Below are 15,852 nucleotides of genomic sequence, written 5' to 3' on the forward strand. Positions count from 1 at the left end.
TTGCGTCTGCGCTCAAGCTGCGACCTTGACTCGTAGTTTGTGTTGTTCATTCCTGGAAATTGGGTGGTTATAGTATGAGGGTGGACAGTCATGACTCAAATTGATAGCTTTAATTGTCGCAGAGTATTAAATATTGGTGGTAAAGAATATACTTATTATAGCTTGATCGAAGCGGAGAAGAATGGACTTGAAGGTGTTTCTCGTTTACCGTTTTCGATGAAAGTTATTCTCGAAAATTTATTGCGATTTGAAGATGGTCGCACAGTTAAAAAAGAGGATATCCTCAATGTTGCTAAGTGGTTAAACGACAAAGGGAGCGCTGGGGCAGAAATTGCTTACCGTCCTGCACGTGTTCTTATGCAAGATTTTACAGGTGTTCCAGCAGTTGTTGATCTTTCTGCAATGCGTGATGCTATGGTCAAACTTGGCGGTAACGCTGAAAAAATCAATCCTCTCATTCCCGTTGATCTCATCATTGATCACTCAGTTATTGTTGATGCTTTTGGCAATTCCATGGCTTTTAAGGAAAACGTTGAGCATGAATATGAACGCAATGGTGAACGCTATCGTTTCCTTAAATGGGGGCAGCAAGCCTTTCAAAATTTTCGCGTTGTTCCTCCAGGAACAGGGATTTGTCATCAGGTTAACCTAGAATATTTAGCACAATGTGTATGGATGAAGAATGAAGAGGGGTGTGAGACGATTTATCCTGACACCTGTGTGGGAACTGATTCGCATACGACTATGGTTAATGGTTTAGGGGTTTTAGGTTGGGGTGTTGGTGGTATTGAAGCAGAAGCAGCAATGTTAGGCCAACCTGTTTCTATGTTATTACCTGAAGTGATTGGTTTTCGTCTAACAGGTAAACTTAAAGAAGGTGTAACAGCCACCGATCTCGTATTGACGGTGACTCAAATGCTACGCCGGAAGGGTGTTGTCGGTAAATTTGTTGAGTTTTTTGGTCCTGGTTTGGAGCAGATGACGCTTGCTGATCGGGCAACGATTGGAAATATGGCACCTGAATATGGAGCAACGTGTGGTTTTTTCCCAATTGATAAGGAGACAGTGCGTTATCTCAATATGACAGGGCGTGATGAAAATCGGATTGCCTTAGTAGAAGCTTACACCAAAGCACAAGGGATGTGGCATGACGAAATGGTGGCTCATCCCATTTTTAGTGATACAATTGAATTAGATATGGGAACGGTTGTCCCTTCTATGGCTGGTCCTAAACGTCCTGAAGGACGTATTGCATTGGAAAGCGTTGGACAGGGTTTTGAGAAGGCATTGGTCGAAGACTATAAGAAGACTTCTGAACAGGATAGGCGTTATCAGGTCGAGGGTGAAGAATATACGCTTGGTCACGGTGATGTGGTGATCGCTGCGATTACGTCGTGTACGAATACATCGAATCCAAGTGTTCTTATTGCAGCGGGTCTTTTGGCACGAAATGCTGTGGCAAAAGGTCTCAAGAGCAAACCATGGGTAAAAACTTCTCTTGCACCTGGTTCACAAGTCGTTGAAGCTTACCTTCAAAATTCGGGTCTGCAAAAAGATTTAGATGCATTAGGATTTAACTTAGTAGGATTTGGGTGCACAACATGTATTGGGAATTCTGGTCCTTTGCATCCAGCTATTTCCAAAACGATTAATGACAATGGTATAATTGCATCTGCAGTTCTTTCAGGAAATCGTAATTTTGAAGGGCGTGTTTCCCCTGATGTGCAAGCGAATTATTTAGCTTCACCACCGTTAGTTGTTGCACATGCGCTCATCGGGACGGTGTGTAAAGATTTAACCAAGGAACCTCTTGGTGAAGATTCAAATGGCCAACCCATTTATTTGAGAGATATTTGGCCAACTTCTCAAGAAATACAGGAATTCATTGAAAAAAATGTCACGCGTAAGGTTTTTGCCGAAAAGTATGCAGATGTTTTTAAGGGAGATGAAAATTGGCAAAAAGTTCAGATTCCTACGGGTTCTACCTATTCTTGGGATGAGCAATCCACCTATGTACGCAATCCACCTTATTTCGATGATATGCAGAAAACACCTGATATCTTACCAGACATTAAAGATGCACGGATTTTAGGTTTATTTGGTGATAAAATCACGACGGATCATATTTCTCCTGCTGGTTCTATTAAAGCAGCTTCTCCTGCCGGAAAATATTTAATGGATCATGGTGTTAAAGTGGCTGATTTTAATCAGTATGGAACGCGTCGTGGGAATCATGAAGTTATGGTGCGTGGGACCTTTGCCAATATTCGCATTCGTAATTTCATGTTGGGGGAAAATGGTCGAGAAGGAGGTTATACGGTTCATTATCCGTCAGCGGTAGAACAAGCCATTTACGATGCAGCAATGGCGTATAAACAAGAAGGTACTCCACTCGTTGTTTTTGCTGGTATTGAATATGGCAATGGATCATCGCGCGATTGGGCAGCCAAAGGTACCAATCTTCTTGGTATAAAGGCAGTGATTGTACAGTCTTTTGAAAGGATTCATCGCTCTAATCTTGTTGGGATGGGCATTGTTCCCTTTATCTTTGAGGAGGGTATAAGTTGGAAATCTTTAGGCTTAAAGGGAGATGAAAAGGTGACAATTGAAGGAATTCATAACTTGAAACCTCGTCAAAAGACAGTAGCGAAAATTACTTTTTCTGATGGTACGACAAAAACCGTTCCGTTATTATGCCGTATTGATACTGAAGATGAGCTAGATTATTTGCATCATGGGGGAATTTTGCAATATGTCTTGCGTAAGTTAGCCGTTTAAATTCTTTTATTTGTTAAGGAATATCTATTATTAAGCTATAAAGTTGCGGATCAAAGAGTTTGGCTTCGTTTTTTTATGACTATCTTTGAAAATCTAATTGACGTTAGCTTTGGGATTGCGCTATAAGCCACACAGTTATAGGCAGCTTTATAGTTTTGCTTGGGTTAAATTTATTTATATTGGTAGAGTTATTCTTTAAACTCATTTTACCAAGGTGTTGAAAGAGAGATTATATTTATGGCGAATACACCTTCTGCTCGAAAAGCGGTGCGCAAGGTTGCTGCGCGCACGCAGGTTAATAGGGCCCGCCGTTCGCGCGTTCGTACCTTTATACGTAAGTTTGATGATGCTTTAGCGGGTGGTGATAAGGCATCTGCAGAGATTGCATTTAAGAATTTTGAGCCTGAAATTATGCGTGCGGTTTCTAAAGGGGTTTTTCATAAAAATGCTGCTGCGAGGAAAGTGTCGCGTTTAGCTAAACGTTTGAAGGCTCTCAGCGTTTAAGCTTTTTCTCCTTTATTAAGAATCAAGCCAGTATCCATGAGGATGCTGGCTTTTTGTTTATTATTTCAAATAAGTTTCTATCGAAAATAAGAATCGATAATGATTCTCCTCTTGAAAAAGGAGAGAAAGTTTATAGGGGGAGCATAGTTATCCACAAGCTTTGTGGATTTTTACAGAGTCTTTTTTGTCAAGCATTTTATTTTTTTTTTTAAATCTGAAGAGATTCTTTAATTGTTGGTAAATTTAGAGAAAAAAAATGAATTGAATCAATATTTTTTTCATTCCTCATTGATACAAGCATTTTTTTCGGGTTTTTTGATTTTATTTTGACCTCTTGCATTTTACCTCTGCTGTTTTGTATGGTTCTTATGAAGACTAAAAAGCATGAAGGGGTCACACCAGCGCATTATTCTGTATTTTGTTGAGTACAAGATGTTTTGACTTAGGCTTTTCGAAGCTTTTGTGCTGGAGAGGTTTTCTGACGATTTTTTAGTTTTCTTAATGGATATGTTTACCATTTTAGAAGGGTGGGTCATATCATGAGTGCAAGTAAATCTTATTGGTCATCTTTGTTAGTGGGGTTGTGATGAGGCTATCCTAGGGGAGGGTGAGTAATCTTATTTGGGGTAGGGCGTTTTGCCTTCGCTAGATTTATTTTAGTTGTTTGGCAGGACAAAATTTTATTTTTATCAGGATGGAAGATGGTGGATAAATTGAACTCTAAAGCTAGTTCCTTTAAAAGGGTTTCGGTGAATATCCTGTCGGCAGAGAACATAATAAAGAATAGGATGACGGAGAGTGATGAGGAAGTTTGTAGAAATGCTTCTATAGGGCATTCTATTGTTTCAGAGGAGGAAAGTGCGGCGGCTTTTACACGTGTTATGGCGCAATTAAAGGTGCAGGTTGGTGTTGAGGCTTATACCAGTTGGTTTGGACGTGTGAAGCTTGCTGAATATAGCCATACTGTTGTAAAGCTTTCTGTTCCTACTGCTTTTTTACGTTCATGGATTAATAATCACTATGGTTCTCTTTTGACTCATTTATGGAAACAAGAAAATTCAGCAATTCTTCGTGTTGAAGTTATTGTTCGTGGTATGGAACGCGTTTCAAGAGATGTCGTTTGTAAAAGAAGTGTTCCTTCTGTGGTGCTAGAGGAGCAGGCGGCTTCATCTTTTGTTGAAAGTTGTGCAGAGCATTCAGTTAAGAGTTCTCAAACGGGAGTTTTTGGATCTCCGCTTGATTCTCGCTATACTTTTGAAAGTTTTGTTGAGGGGGCTTCTAATCGTGTTGCTTTAGCAGCTGCGCGTTCAATTGCGGAGGGGCATAAAAGTGCTTTGCGTTTTAATCCTCTTTTTATTCACGCATCTGTTGGTTTAGGAAAAACACATTTGCTTCAAGCGATTGCTGCTTCTGCATTGAAGCGTTTAACGTCTGCGCGCGTTATTTATTTAACTGCTGAATATTTTATGTGGCGTTTTGCAACAGCTATTCGTGATAATGACGCTCTTTCTTTTAAAGAACAGCTTCGTGATATCGACCTTTTGATTATTGATGATATGCAGTTTTTGCAGGGTAAGTCGATACAACATGAGTTTTGCCATTTGCTTAATATGTTGCTTGATAGTGCAAAACAAGTTGTTGTCGCTGCAGATCGTCCGCCAGCAGAATTAGAATCGCTTGATCTTCGCGTTCGTTCTCGTCTTCAGGGAGGGGTAGCCCTTGAAATTGAAGCACCAGATTATGAAATGCGTTTGCAAATGTTGCGCCAGCGGTTGAAGGTGGCACAACAAGATGATGGCATGGTATCAATTTCTGATGATATCTTGGAATATATTGCGAAAACGGTTTTAGGGTCGGGGCGTGATATTGAAGGTGCATTTAATCAGCTCTTGTTTCGTCAATCTTTTGAGTCTGATTTATCTTTAGAGCGGATTGATGAGTTATTAGGTCACTTGACACGTCCTGGTGAACCTAAGCGCATTCGGATTGAAGAAATTCAGCGTACGGTAGCACGTCATTATAATGTTTCTAAACAGGACTTGTTATCTAATCGTCGAACACGTACGGTTGTGAAGCCACGACAAGTTGCAATGTATTTAGCAAAAGTATTAACTCCTCGCTCGTTACCAGAAATTGGGCGTCGTTTTGGTGGACGTGATCATACAACAGTTTTACACGCTGTGCGTAAAATTGAAGATTTGGTTTGTGGTGATCAGACCTTGGCTAAGGAACTTGAACTGCTTAAGCGGTTGATTGGAGAACAGGCTGTATAGTGTTTATCGTTTCTTTCTTTGGAGAAACTTTAAAGAATTTAATGAAAAGATTTATTTTTTCTTATGCAGGAGTGACTTGCCATTTTAAGAGAGGTTTAATAAAGTCTAGCAGGCGATTCTTTGAAGAGGATCTATTTTAATGCTAAGGAATTCTTATAGTTTTTAGTAAATCATACGGGGCTTTTATGCGTATTACAGTTGATCGCAGTCAATTTCTCAAGTCTCTTGGTCGGGTTCACCGTGTGGTAGAGCGCCGTAATACTATTCCTATTTTATCGAATGTGCTGATTGATGCAGAAAATGGTCGTGTGCAGTTAAAAGCAACAGACCTTGATTTAGAGGTTACGGAATCTTTTGCAGTTAATGTTAAACAAGCTGGAGCAACAACTGTTCCAGCACATTTGCTCTATGATATCATTCGAAAACTTCCTGATAGCAATGAAGTTGTATTATCCGTCGATGAGAATCAGACAGGCACAATGTCCGTTGTTTCGGGTTGTGCACATTTTCAGCTTCAATGTCTTCCGAAGGCAGATTTTCCAGAGTCGCTTCCTGGGCAGTTTGGTTATCGTTTTTCTCTATCGGCATCAAGCTTAAAACATTTACTTGATTGTACGCAGTTTGCTATTTCTACTGAAGAAACCCGTTACTATCTTAATGGTATTTATTTACATGTTATTAATGATGGTGTTTTGAAATTGCGTTTGGTTGCAACTGATGGTCATCGTTTGGCACAAGTTGAGATGGAAGCTCCTTCAGGAGTTGAGGGAATGCCTGGTGTTATAGTCCCCCGTAAAGCTGTAGGAGAATTGCAAAAACTTCTTTCAGAAGAAAATGATAGCGATGTATGTATAGAGCTTTCAGAGACAAAGATTCGTTTTTCTGTAGGTTCTGTGATTTTTACATCAAAATTAATTGATGGAACATTTCCGGATTATCAACGTGTTATCCCTCTTGGAAATGATAAAGAATTAATTGTTAATAGGCAGGACTTTTCTTCTGCAGTTGATCGTGTTTCAACGATTTCAAGTGATCGGGGGCGTGCAGTTAAATTAACGATTGAGCATGGACAGTTAAGGCTTGTTGTTAATAGCCCAGATTCGGGCAGTGCAGAAGATCAATTATCAGTAACTTATGCATCTGAACCGCTTGAGATAGGATTTAATTCACGTTATCTTTTGGATATTGCTGGGCAGCTTTCAAGTGACGAGATGGTTTTTATGTTGGCTGAGGCTGGAGCACCAGCTCTGATTCGTGATAATGATGATGCGGATGTGCTCTATGTACTGATGCCTATTCGCGTTTAGGGGCAATTGTTTTGCAATGCATGGCCAGTCATGTGCACAAAGTGGCAGTGAGGCAGCTGAAGCTTTTACGTTATCGCAATTATCCTTTTTTCAATATTCATTTTTCTGGTCAGCATGTGGTTTTTACCGGCCATAACGGTGTTGGTAAGACGAATCTTTTAGAGGCGTTATCTTTTCTTTCTCCTGGTCGTGGTTTGCGGCGTGCTGCTTATTCTGACGTTAGCTTTGTAGATGGTGGCGGTGGAGGATTTGTTGTATTTGCGCGTCTTGAATGCGCTCTTTATGGTGAAGTAAAGATTGGTACAGCTTTGGAGGTTAGCGATAACAGTCGAAAAGTCCATATTAATGGTGTAAATGAGTCGGGTGATTGCCTAACAGATTATTGTCATATTAGTGTCCTAACACCGTCCATGGATGGTCTTTTTACAGGTCCTTCGCTTGAGCGCCGTAGTTTTTTGGATCGTATGGTTTTGGCGATTGATCCCTTGCATAGGCGCCGCATAGCCGATTATGATAGAGCTATGCGCGCACGTAATCGTTTGTTTTTAGATGGAAATGAAGATTGTGCTTGGTTTGATGCTTTAGAAAAGCAGATGGCAGAACTGGCGACAGCTATTTCTGCGGCGCGTGTTGATGTTATTCGTCTTTTAAATGATATGTTTACACAAATGCCATCACAGATACCTTTTCCACGAGCTTTTTTGCAAATTGATGGTTTTTTGGAAACAGCTCTTAGTGAAATATCAGCAATTGAAGTTGAAGAGCAATTTTGTGATCGATTGCGGCGTAATCGCGCAATGGACCGTGCTGCTGGGCGGACGTTAGAAGGACCACATCGCGCAGATTTGCAGGTTTTTTATGCTGATAAAAATATAGCAGCAACATCGTGTTCAACAGGTGAACAAAAAGCGCTGCTGACAGGTTTAGTTTTGTGTCATGCACGTCTAACAGGTATGATGTCGGAAAAAGCTCCCATTCTTCTTCTTGATGAAATGGCTGCTCATCTTGATTCGCATCGACGCGCTGCTTTATTTGATATTCTTGATGATTTAGCTGTACAAACATTTATGACAGGAACAGATCGTCTTTTATTTGATGACTTAAAAGGACGCGCAGAATTCTTTGAGATTAAGGATGGGGCTTTATTGTCGTAAAAACATGCTAAATATTTTTTTAATAAGTGATAGGTCTAAAAGAAAAGGCATGCTATGTCTGAGATGATAACGATTTTAAATGGTCCTAATTTAAATTTTCTAGGTCAACGTGAGCCAGAAATTTATGGAACTGAGACTCTGGAAGATATTGAAAAAAGATGCAGAGAATGGGCAAAAAAAAATGATATCATAATAAATTTTTATCAAAGTAATTGTGAAGGGCAGTTGGTAGCATGGATACAAGAAGCAATAGAGGAAAGTTCTGGATTGATTATTAACCCAGCGGCTTACAGTCATACATCTGTTGCACTTCTTGATGCCCTAAAAATGTTTTCAGGGCCAAAAGTAGAAGTTCATTTATCTCATATTTACCAGCGTGAAGCTTTTCGTCACCACTCTTATACATCTGCAGGTGTAGACGCTATCATAACTGGGTGTGGAGGTGATGGATATTGGTTTGCACTTGAATATATTGCAAAACAATTAAGCAAAACAATTAAATTGTGATAGGTAAAGAATAAGCGTTTGATAAGAGTAATATAGGCATTGAATTCACTTGATAATTATTTTCAAATCTGTACAATACGAGGTATATATATTTATGACAATTTTTGGTGCATATGACGGGGGTAAATAGAGATGAAAAGCTTTGTTCGACAATTAGAAATGCTTGTGATTTTAGGGGGAGCACTGCTTTTATCTGGTTGTAAAATTGATGTTATACAGCCATCAGGTTATGTTGCACGTCAACAGCTCATTTTGATAGTTGTTTGTGTAGTGGTGATGCTTTGTGTTGTCATCCCAGTTATGGTGAGTGTGGTATTTTTAGCTATAAAATATCGTGCATCGAATATGAAAGCGGACTATTCTCCTGATTGGGCGCATTCAAATAAAATTGAAGCGTTGATGTGGGGTATTCCAATTGTAATTGTAATGGTTTTAGGTTCATTAACAGCTTATTATACTTATAAGCTGGAACCTACAAATCCTCTCCCAGTGGAAGTTGTAGGTGAAGGAAAGCCATTACAGATTGATGCCGTTTCTCTTGATTGGAAATGGCTTTTTATTTATCCTGAATATGGTGTTGCATCGATTAATGAGATTTATGCGCCTGAAGGACGTCAAGTTTTATTGCAATTGACGTCAGAGAATTCTGTCAATGCTTTTTGGGTCCCCAAACTGGGTACAGTTCTTTACGCTATGCCGCAGATGAATGCTAAGTTGCATTTGGTCGCTGAAGAGCAAGGAGTATTCAAAGGAACCTCAGCAAATTACAGTGGTGATGGTTTTTCGAGTATGCGGTTTAAGTGGCATTCTGTGTCTTTGCAGGACTTTGAGGATTGGATTGTAAAAGCTCGGGCTAATGGTCGAGTACTTGATCGTGCATCTTATCGTCAACTTTCTATTGCGCCTCGTATGGGTGATATTGCTGCGAAGAAAAAAGATGCTGAAGTTCGTTATTTTGCACCTGTTGAGAAGCGCCTTTACTATCGTATTGTTAATCGATGTGTCGATGAAAATACGGTATGTAATGAGGATTTAATGAAACGTGCTGCTGCTCAGACGCTATGGGGTGCACTATGTTCAGTATTTGATCCTGATGTTATTTAAAGGGTCAGTAAAGAAAGAGCCCTTTTAACATAAGGTTTCTTTTAAACTTGAATTTCATTTGAAATGGGTTGAGAAATGTTTGGAAGACTTACAGATCCTACGGCAGGTGCTTTTCATGCACTTGCACATGAGCCGATCGTTTTATACACGTGTATTGCGATTGTTGTGGTTGGTTTAATTGCTGTTGTTGCTCTAACAGCACTTGGGTGGTGGGGGATTCTATGGCGAAATTGGATTACAACTGTTGACCATAAACGCATAGGCATTATGTATATAGTTCTTGGAATTATTATGCTTGTTCGCGGTTTTGCGGACGCACTCATGATGCGAACACATCAAGCTTTAGCTCTTGGGAGTGAAAGTGCAGGTTATTTGCCCCCTGACCATTTTGATCAAATTTTTTCGGCGCATGGCACTATTATGATTTTTTTCATGGCCACGCCTATTTTATTTGGTCTTTTTAATTATCTTATACCGCTTCAAATTGGTGCGCGTGATGTTGCTTTTCCCTTTGCAAATAATCTAGGTTTTTGGATTACGGCTGCAGGGGCAATATTGATTAACATATCCCTAGGTGTTGGGAATTTTGGTCGTGGTGGCTGGTTGATGTATCCACCTTTTACAGAATTGCAAACGAGTCCAGATACAGGGGTAGACTATTATTTATGGTCACTTCAACTTTCTGGTATAGCGACAACAATGGGGGCGGTCAATTTTGTTGCGACTTTGATTAAGATGCGTGCTCCTGGGATGACGATGATGAGAATGCCTGTTTTTTGTTGGAGCGCTTTTGTTAGCAATGTCCTTATTTTAGTTATTTACCCTGTCTTAACTGTAGCATTTGCACTCTTGGCATGCGATCGTTATTTGGGCATGAATTTCTTTTCTAATGTTGGTGGCGGAAATCCGATGGTATGGATTAACTATGTTTGGGTTTTTGGTCATCCTGAGGTTTATGTTTTGGTTGTTCCTGCTTTTGGAATTGTTTCTGAGGTTGTATCAACTTTTTCTTCAAAACGCCTCTTTGGTTATACTTCGATGATATGGGCCATGTTGGTTATTTTGATTCTTTCGCTTCTTGTTTGGGGACATCATTTCTTCACAATGGGTGGCGGTGAAGCTGTGAATACTTTCTTTGGTATTGCGACAATGATTATTGCCGTTCCAACAGGTGTAAAAGTCTTTAATTGGCTGCTAACTATGTATAAGGGGCGGATTCGCTTTGAGCCTCCAATGCTTTGGTGCATGGGAATGATTTTTACATTTGTTGGTGGTGGATTAACTGGTGTTTTGTTATCTATTGTACCAGCTGATTGGCAGTTTCATAATTCGTTGTTTTTGGTAGCGCATTTCCATCATACAATTATTGGTGGTGTCGTTTTTGCGTACTTGGCGGGGATTGCATTTTGGTTTCCAAAAGTTTTTGGTTATAAACCGAATCGGGCATTGGGTATTGCATCTTTCTGGTGTTGGTTCATTGGTTTTTACCTTGCCTTTTTCCCAGTCTATGCACTTGGTTTAATGGGTGGGACGCGTCGTCTCCAGCATTATATGGAACCTAGTTGGCAACCGATGTTTATGATTGCTGCATTGGGTGCTTTTATTATTTTGCTTGGTATCCTTTGTTTTGTGCTGCAAGTTGTTTTGGCGATTTGGTACGGTATCAAACATAAGGGACGTTTACCTGTAACATTAAATGATTCTTGGGGTGATGCACGGACCCTTGAATGGTCTATCTCTTCACCGCCACCTTCTTACAATTTTGCAATAGTTCCGAAAATACAGTCTGATGATGCTTATTGGAATATGAAGAAAAGTGGTTATCAACGTCCTACCAGTGGATTTACAAAAATTCATATGCCGTCCAATACATCGGCTGGAATTATTGCGGGATTCTTCTCATTAGTTGTTGGTTTTGCGCTTGTCTGGCATATTTGGTGGCTTGTTGCGGTCGGTTTGATTGGTTTTATTGCGACGCTTGTGTGTCATTCATTAACAGGTGACCATCATGGTTATTATATTCCGGCTGAAGAAGTACAAAAAACTGAAGATGCCTTTACAGCTGTTCTTAAAGAACAAGGAGTGACAGTATGAGTGCAGTAACAATGAATAAAGTGAGTGCTGTGGATGAACATCACCACGATAATAGTTCGGTAATGACGTTTGGTTTTTGGGTCTATATTCTCTCAGATTTGATCCTGTTTTCGACACTTTTTTCAAGTTTTGCTGTTTTTTCTGCTTCTTATGGTGGTGGTAAGGCGGGCAATGAGTTTATTGATTTAAAATTTGTTTTGGTTGAGACTGCTTTCTTGTTGTTTTCATCCGTCACTTATGGTTTTACAATGGTACAAGCACATAAAAATAACATCAGTGGTGTGCGTTTATGGATGGCTATTACCTTTGTATTTGGCTGTTGCTTCATTGGTATGGAACTTTACGAATTTCATGAACTTTTGGGTGAGGTCTTTTATTACGATCCAAATGCTTATGCTGGTATTGATCCTGCAACGGGTTTACAGCTTTTTGGACGGGAGATTCTCTCTGCTTATTGGTCAGCATTTTTTGCTTTGGTTGGCACCCATGGACTTCACGTAAGTGTTGGTCTTCTTTGGATGGTTGTGATGTTTTTTCATCTTCGTCGTAATGGCTTGGATCAGAACAATAAAACACGTTTAGCATGCCTTTCCATTTTTTGGCATTTACTTGATATTGTATGGGTTGGTGTTTTCACCATGGTTTATCTATTAGGAGCGTTGTGATGAGCATGCAAAATGAAACACATGGTCCCAGTACTGGTTCCTATTTGGTCGGTTTTATTCTGGCTGTATTTTTCACCCTAGGTTCTTTTGTTCCTGTGATGTATGGAATGATGGAAAGTTGGGCAGTTAGTACAAAGGTTGCATATCTTATTGGGATGGCGATCATTCAGATTATAGTACAAATTGTTTTCTTTTTGCACTTGAATTCTGGTCCAGATGCCAAGTGGAATTTAAGCGCATTGTGGTTTGCTGCTATTTGCGTTTTTGTTATTATTGGGGGAACTTGGTGGGCTATTTCTCATTTGAATTATAATATGATGGGTGGTTCTGGACGTGTTATTGAACCGGAAATATCAAGTAGAGATGATTCTTCAGTATCTGAGCAGTTATCAAACAAAGATATATCCGTAAGAAAACAGCCAGAAAAGATACAGGGCTCAGAAATGCCTGTGGAGCAGGGGCTAAGTACGCAGTCTCCTGTGGAGTAGTTGTTAGAAGTATCTGTGGAGCTGATGCAGCATGTATCAGCTCTTACAAGAAATTCGTAGGATATTAAAGAGAGGGGTGGGTACAAGATATCAGTGGAATGAGTCTCATGATTTTAAATGTACTTTTATTTTAAAAGAGAAATTCCATAGAGTATTTAGTCAAGCCTTAATTTTTGAGATAAATAGCTCTTTGTAGGATATACAAAAAGTGATGTTTATACAATTTACTACAAAGAAAGAGAATGTGAGAAACAAGTTTTTATGTTGTGTGAGATAAAAGCTACGATGCGGTAACGTTTTTATGATTTACAGGATTTATATTAAAAATAGCATTAGAAGTTATTTGTAATAATAATATGCCACTGAAATCAAAATTTAGAGAATAATCAGAAAACTTAATGAAAACCGTTGCAATGACAGTTATTGGTGCTGGTTCTTTTGGTACTGCATTAGCGATTGCTCTTGCTCGTAATGGTCATAATGTTTTACTTTGGGGATATAAATCCCAACATATCAAAGAATTACAGGAACAACGTTGTAATCAAGTATATTTACCCGATATTCAATTTCCTGAAAATTTATTACTTGAAGCTTCGCTTGAAACTGCAATAGCAGCAAGTCGCAATATATTAATCGCTGTTCCAAGCCATGTATTTCATCAAGTTTTGTATAATATTCAGCCTTATTTAGATCAGCATTCACGTGTTATTTGGGCAACAAAAGGTTTAGAACATGGTACCGGACGTTTCTTACAAGAGGTTGCTCGTGAGATTTTAGGTGAAAAAATTCCTTTAGCAGTTTTTTCTGGACCAACGTTTGCTCAAGAACTAGCTATTGGTTGGCCTACTGCAATGACGATAGCAGCTTCTGATGTTGAGTTTGGTGAAGAATTGCAGCAACTTTTTCATTGTGACAAAAGTTTTAGAGTTTATAAAAGTTCAGATATGATTGGTGTTCAATTAGGGGGAGCAGTCAAAAATGTTATTGCTATTGGTGCAGGAATATCAGATGGCATGGGGTTTGGTGCAAATGCACGAATAGCTCTCATCACACGAGGACTAGCTGAAATCAGTCGTTTAGGGGGGGCTATGGGTGCTGAGCTTTCCACATTTATGGGAATGACAGGCTTAGGTGATCTGGTTTTGACATGTACTGATAATCAGTCGCGTAATCGCCGTTTTGGAATACTTCTTGGTAAAGGAGTAGATATAAAAGAAGCGGAAAAACAAATTGGTCAGGTTGTGGAAGGGTACTTAAATACCAAGGAAGTACATACGTTGGCGCAACGTATTGGGATAGAAATGCCCATTGTAGAACAAATTTATCAAATTCTCTATTGTGGTAAAAACATAACTGAAGCGGCGAACGCATTACTAAGCCGTACTCTTAAGGATGAAATACAATGATATCCTGTTTTTTTAAATAATTCCAATCGTAAAAAATAGAAACATGCTATGATAGGCATATAAAATAGATTGTATTGATGGTTGTATAAGACAGTCATATTCTAGGAAATTATAGATTCATATCATTCGATTCTTTATGAAACGTGGATGAAATATAAAAGTTTTGGCTTTTGTCTAAGAACTATCTCTTTGAAAATAAATTATCGTTTCCCCTTACACATGTTTATGTAATATAATGAATTTATGCAATGTAATGAACAAGATATTTTGATTTTCTCTTAAATTCATCTCACAATGATATTTGCAAACAGAATAATACAAGACTCATTAGGTGGAAGCATCTTATTTATGTAACATATAAGCTAAAAATATCATTGCTATTATCCAATTTTCAATATTATTTTCTGCGTGTAACAGCGTTTATATCTCGATAGGGGCAGGGATATCGTGTGTCTCTGTTTGTGTAATTCTTTAAAACAAGAAGACAATCTAATTTGGGAAGAAGATGAAATTTTAAAGATGAAAACCAGTTTCCATTTCTACCATCATTTTTAAATTCAGTTTTATGCTATCTAAAGCATATTTTTTAAATAATGGAGATTACCTCACACCTTGATGTGTCAGGTAAAATAGAACGCCCAAAATAAAACACTATTGCTGTTGTATATTCACGCGCTTGTTTTAAAGAGACCTCTCTTAAAACGCCCAAGCCCAATTCGCGACGGTGACCGTGAATAGTGTAACGATAAAGCCATTGTGCACATCCCCATCTTTACCTTTACGAAGGAGGAAGCCGGGCATCATCACACATCCTACCAGCCCCCAATGTTGAGACAGCTCTTGGCACTTGAGGCTGTTCAGTAGAGATGTTTACGCCTTTTATTTTCTCACATGTCAATTCTGTTTTTTATATGCAAGAAATGACTTTTGAAAATCTAAAATTGAAAAAATGTTATCGTACTTGTTTGTGGCTGTCATTTAAACTGAAAAAATAATGTGATTATAAAGATAACAAATTGATTTATATGAATAATTCATTTTATTTTTGTATTGAATTAATTAAAAATATGTATTTTCTTGTCACAAGCGGGTTAGTATGTGGATAAAAATTATTAAAAATACTTCTAATGAATCATCTTAAGTATCAAGGGGTGTTTCAACATTAGAACATGGCAAGTAAAATGATGGTGTCGGTTTGTCATTTGTATAAACATTAAAATGGTGGAGCAAAAAGGATTTATGTACTTCACGGGGATTTTTATACGTTCTACAGATACCATTGTGAAATGGAATTGCGTGTATTGAGAGATATCTTTTAAAAAATGCATGAAGGAGCAACAGCCGTAGTGTTTTTGGGCGTTCTATTTTACCTGATATATCAGAGAAATGCTTTCATGAAAGAACGAGAAAAATAAAAGTGTGAGGTAAAGCGTAACCTCCCTTATTTAAAAAATATTGATGTGGATGCTTTTAAAACTGTAAAGCCTCATTAAAGAATAATAGTAAGGCTAATGATTGATTTCTTTACGTCTTTATATTCTTCCTAAATTAGATTGCCTTTGCGTTTCAAGA

Annotated in this window: 11 protein-coding genes; all 11 read left to right on the top strand. The window is 38.7% G+C overall.

All coding sequences use genetic code 11. The features are described 5' to 3' along the window. Positions 1-90: 90 nt before the first annotated feature. Complete coding sequence (acnA, locus tag ACFINF_RS01040; protein ID WP_375619278.1) at positions 91-2,778, top strand: aconitate hydratase AcnA; 2,688 nt, start codon at positions 91-93, stop codon at positions 2,776-2,778. 237 nt (positions 2,779-3,015) lie between these two features. Next, the gene (gene rpsT / locus ACFINF_RS01045) at positions 3,016-3,282 is read left to right on the top strand and encodes a 30S ribosomal protein S20 (RefSeq protein WP_012754537.1); all 267 of its coding nucleotides are present in this window, start codon (positions 3,016-3,018) and stop codon (positions 3,280-3,282) included. 701 nt (positions 3,283-3,983) lie between these two features. Beyond that, positions 3,984-5,555 carry a chromosomal replication initiator protein DnaA gene (gene dnaA / locus ACFINF_RS01050; protein WP_375619279.1) on the top strand — a complete coding sequence of 524 codons (1,572 nt, stop codon included), beginning with the start codon at positions 3,984-3,986 and terminating at the stop codon, positions 5,553-5,555. A 185-nt stretch (positions 5,556-5,740) separates the two neighbouring features. Then, positions 5,741-6,862, top strand: a complete 1,122-nt coding sequence (gene dnaN / locus ACFINF_RS01055) for a DNA polymerase III subunit beta (RefSeq protein ID WP_375619280.1) — start codon at positions 5,741-5,743, stop codon at positions 6,860-6,862. Between the two features lie 20 nt (positions 6,863-6,882). After that, the gene (gene recF, locus ACFINF_RS01060) at positions 6,883-8,016 is read left to right on the top strand and encodes a DNA replication/repair protein RecF (protein ID WP_375619281.1); all 1,134 of its coding nucleotides are present in this window, start codon (positions 6,883-6,885) and stop codon (positions 8,014-8,016) included. A gap of 54 nt (positions 8,017-8,070) precedes the next feature. Then, positions 8,071-8,523 (top strand): type II 3-dehydroquinate dehydratase, encoded by a 453-nt coding sequence (gene aroQ, locus ACFINF_RS01065; protein WP_273787466.1) that lies wholly within the window; start codon positions 8,071-8,073, stop codon positions 8,521-8,523. 132 nt (positions 8,524-8,655) lie between these two features. After that, a complete protein-coding gene (cyoA, locus tag ACFINF_RS01070; RefSeq protein WP_375619282.1) occupies positions 8,656-9,627 on the top strand; it encodes a ubiquinol oxidase subunit II in 972 nt (323 codons plus the stop codon). A gap of 75 nt (positions 9,628-9,702) precedes the next feature. After that, the gene (gene cyoB / locus ACFINF_RS01075) at positions 9,703-11,721 is read left to right on the top strand and encodes a cytochrome o ubiquinol oxidase subunit I (protein WP_375619283.1); all 2,019 of its coding nucleotides are present in this window, start codon (positions 9,703-9,705) and stop codon (positions 11,719-11,721) included. Continuing rightward, positions 11,718-12,386, top strand: a complete 669-nt coding sequence (locus ACFINF_RS01080; RefSeq protein ID WP_375619284.1) for a cytochrome (ubi)quinol oxidase subunit III — start codon at positions 11,718-11,720, stop codon at positions 12,384-12,386. The genes cyoB and ACFINF_RS01080 overlap by 4 nt, the downstream gene beginning before the upstream one ends. Further along, on the top strand, positions 12,386-12,874 hold the full coding sequence (cyoD, locus tag ACFINF_RS01085; protein ID WP_273787462.1) for a cytochrome o ubiquinol oxidase subunit IV: 489 nt from the start codon (positions 12,386-12,388) through the stop codon (positions 12,872-12,874). The genes ACFINF_RS01080 and cyoD overlap by 1 nt, the downstream gene beginning before the upstream one ends. A 398-nt stretch (positions 12,875-13,272) precedes the next feature. Then, positions 13,273-14,280 (top strand): NAD(P)H-dependent glycerol-3-phosphate dehydrogenase, encoded by a 1,008-nt coding sequence (gpsA, locus tag ACFINF_RS01090; RefSeq protein WP_375619285.1) that lies wholly within the window; start codon positions 13,273-13,275, stop codon positions 14,278-14,280. Positions 14,281-15,852: the final 1,572 nt, after the last annotated feature.

Source organism: Bartonella sp. TS25HLJMH (genome assembly GCF_042193505.1).
Classification (GTDB): domain Bacteria; phylum Pseudomonadota; class Alphaproteobacteria; order Rhizobiales; family Rhizobiaceae; genus Bartonella; species Bartonella grahamii.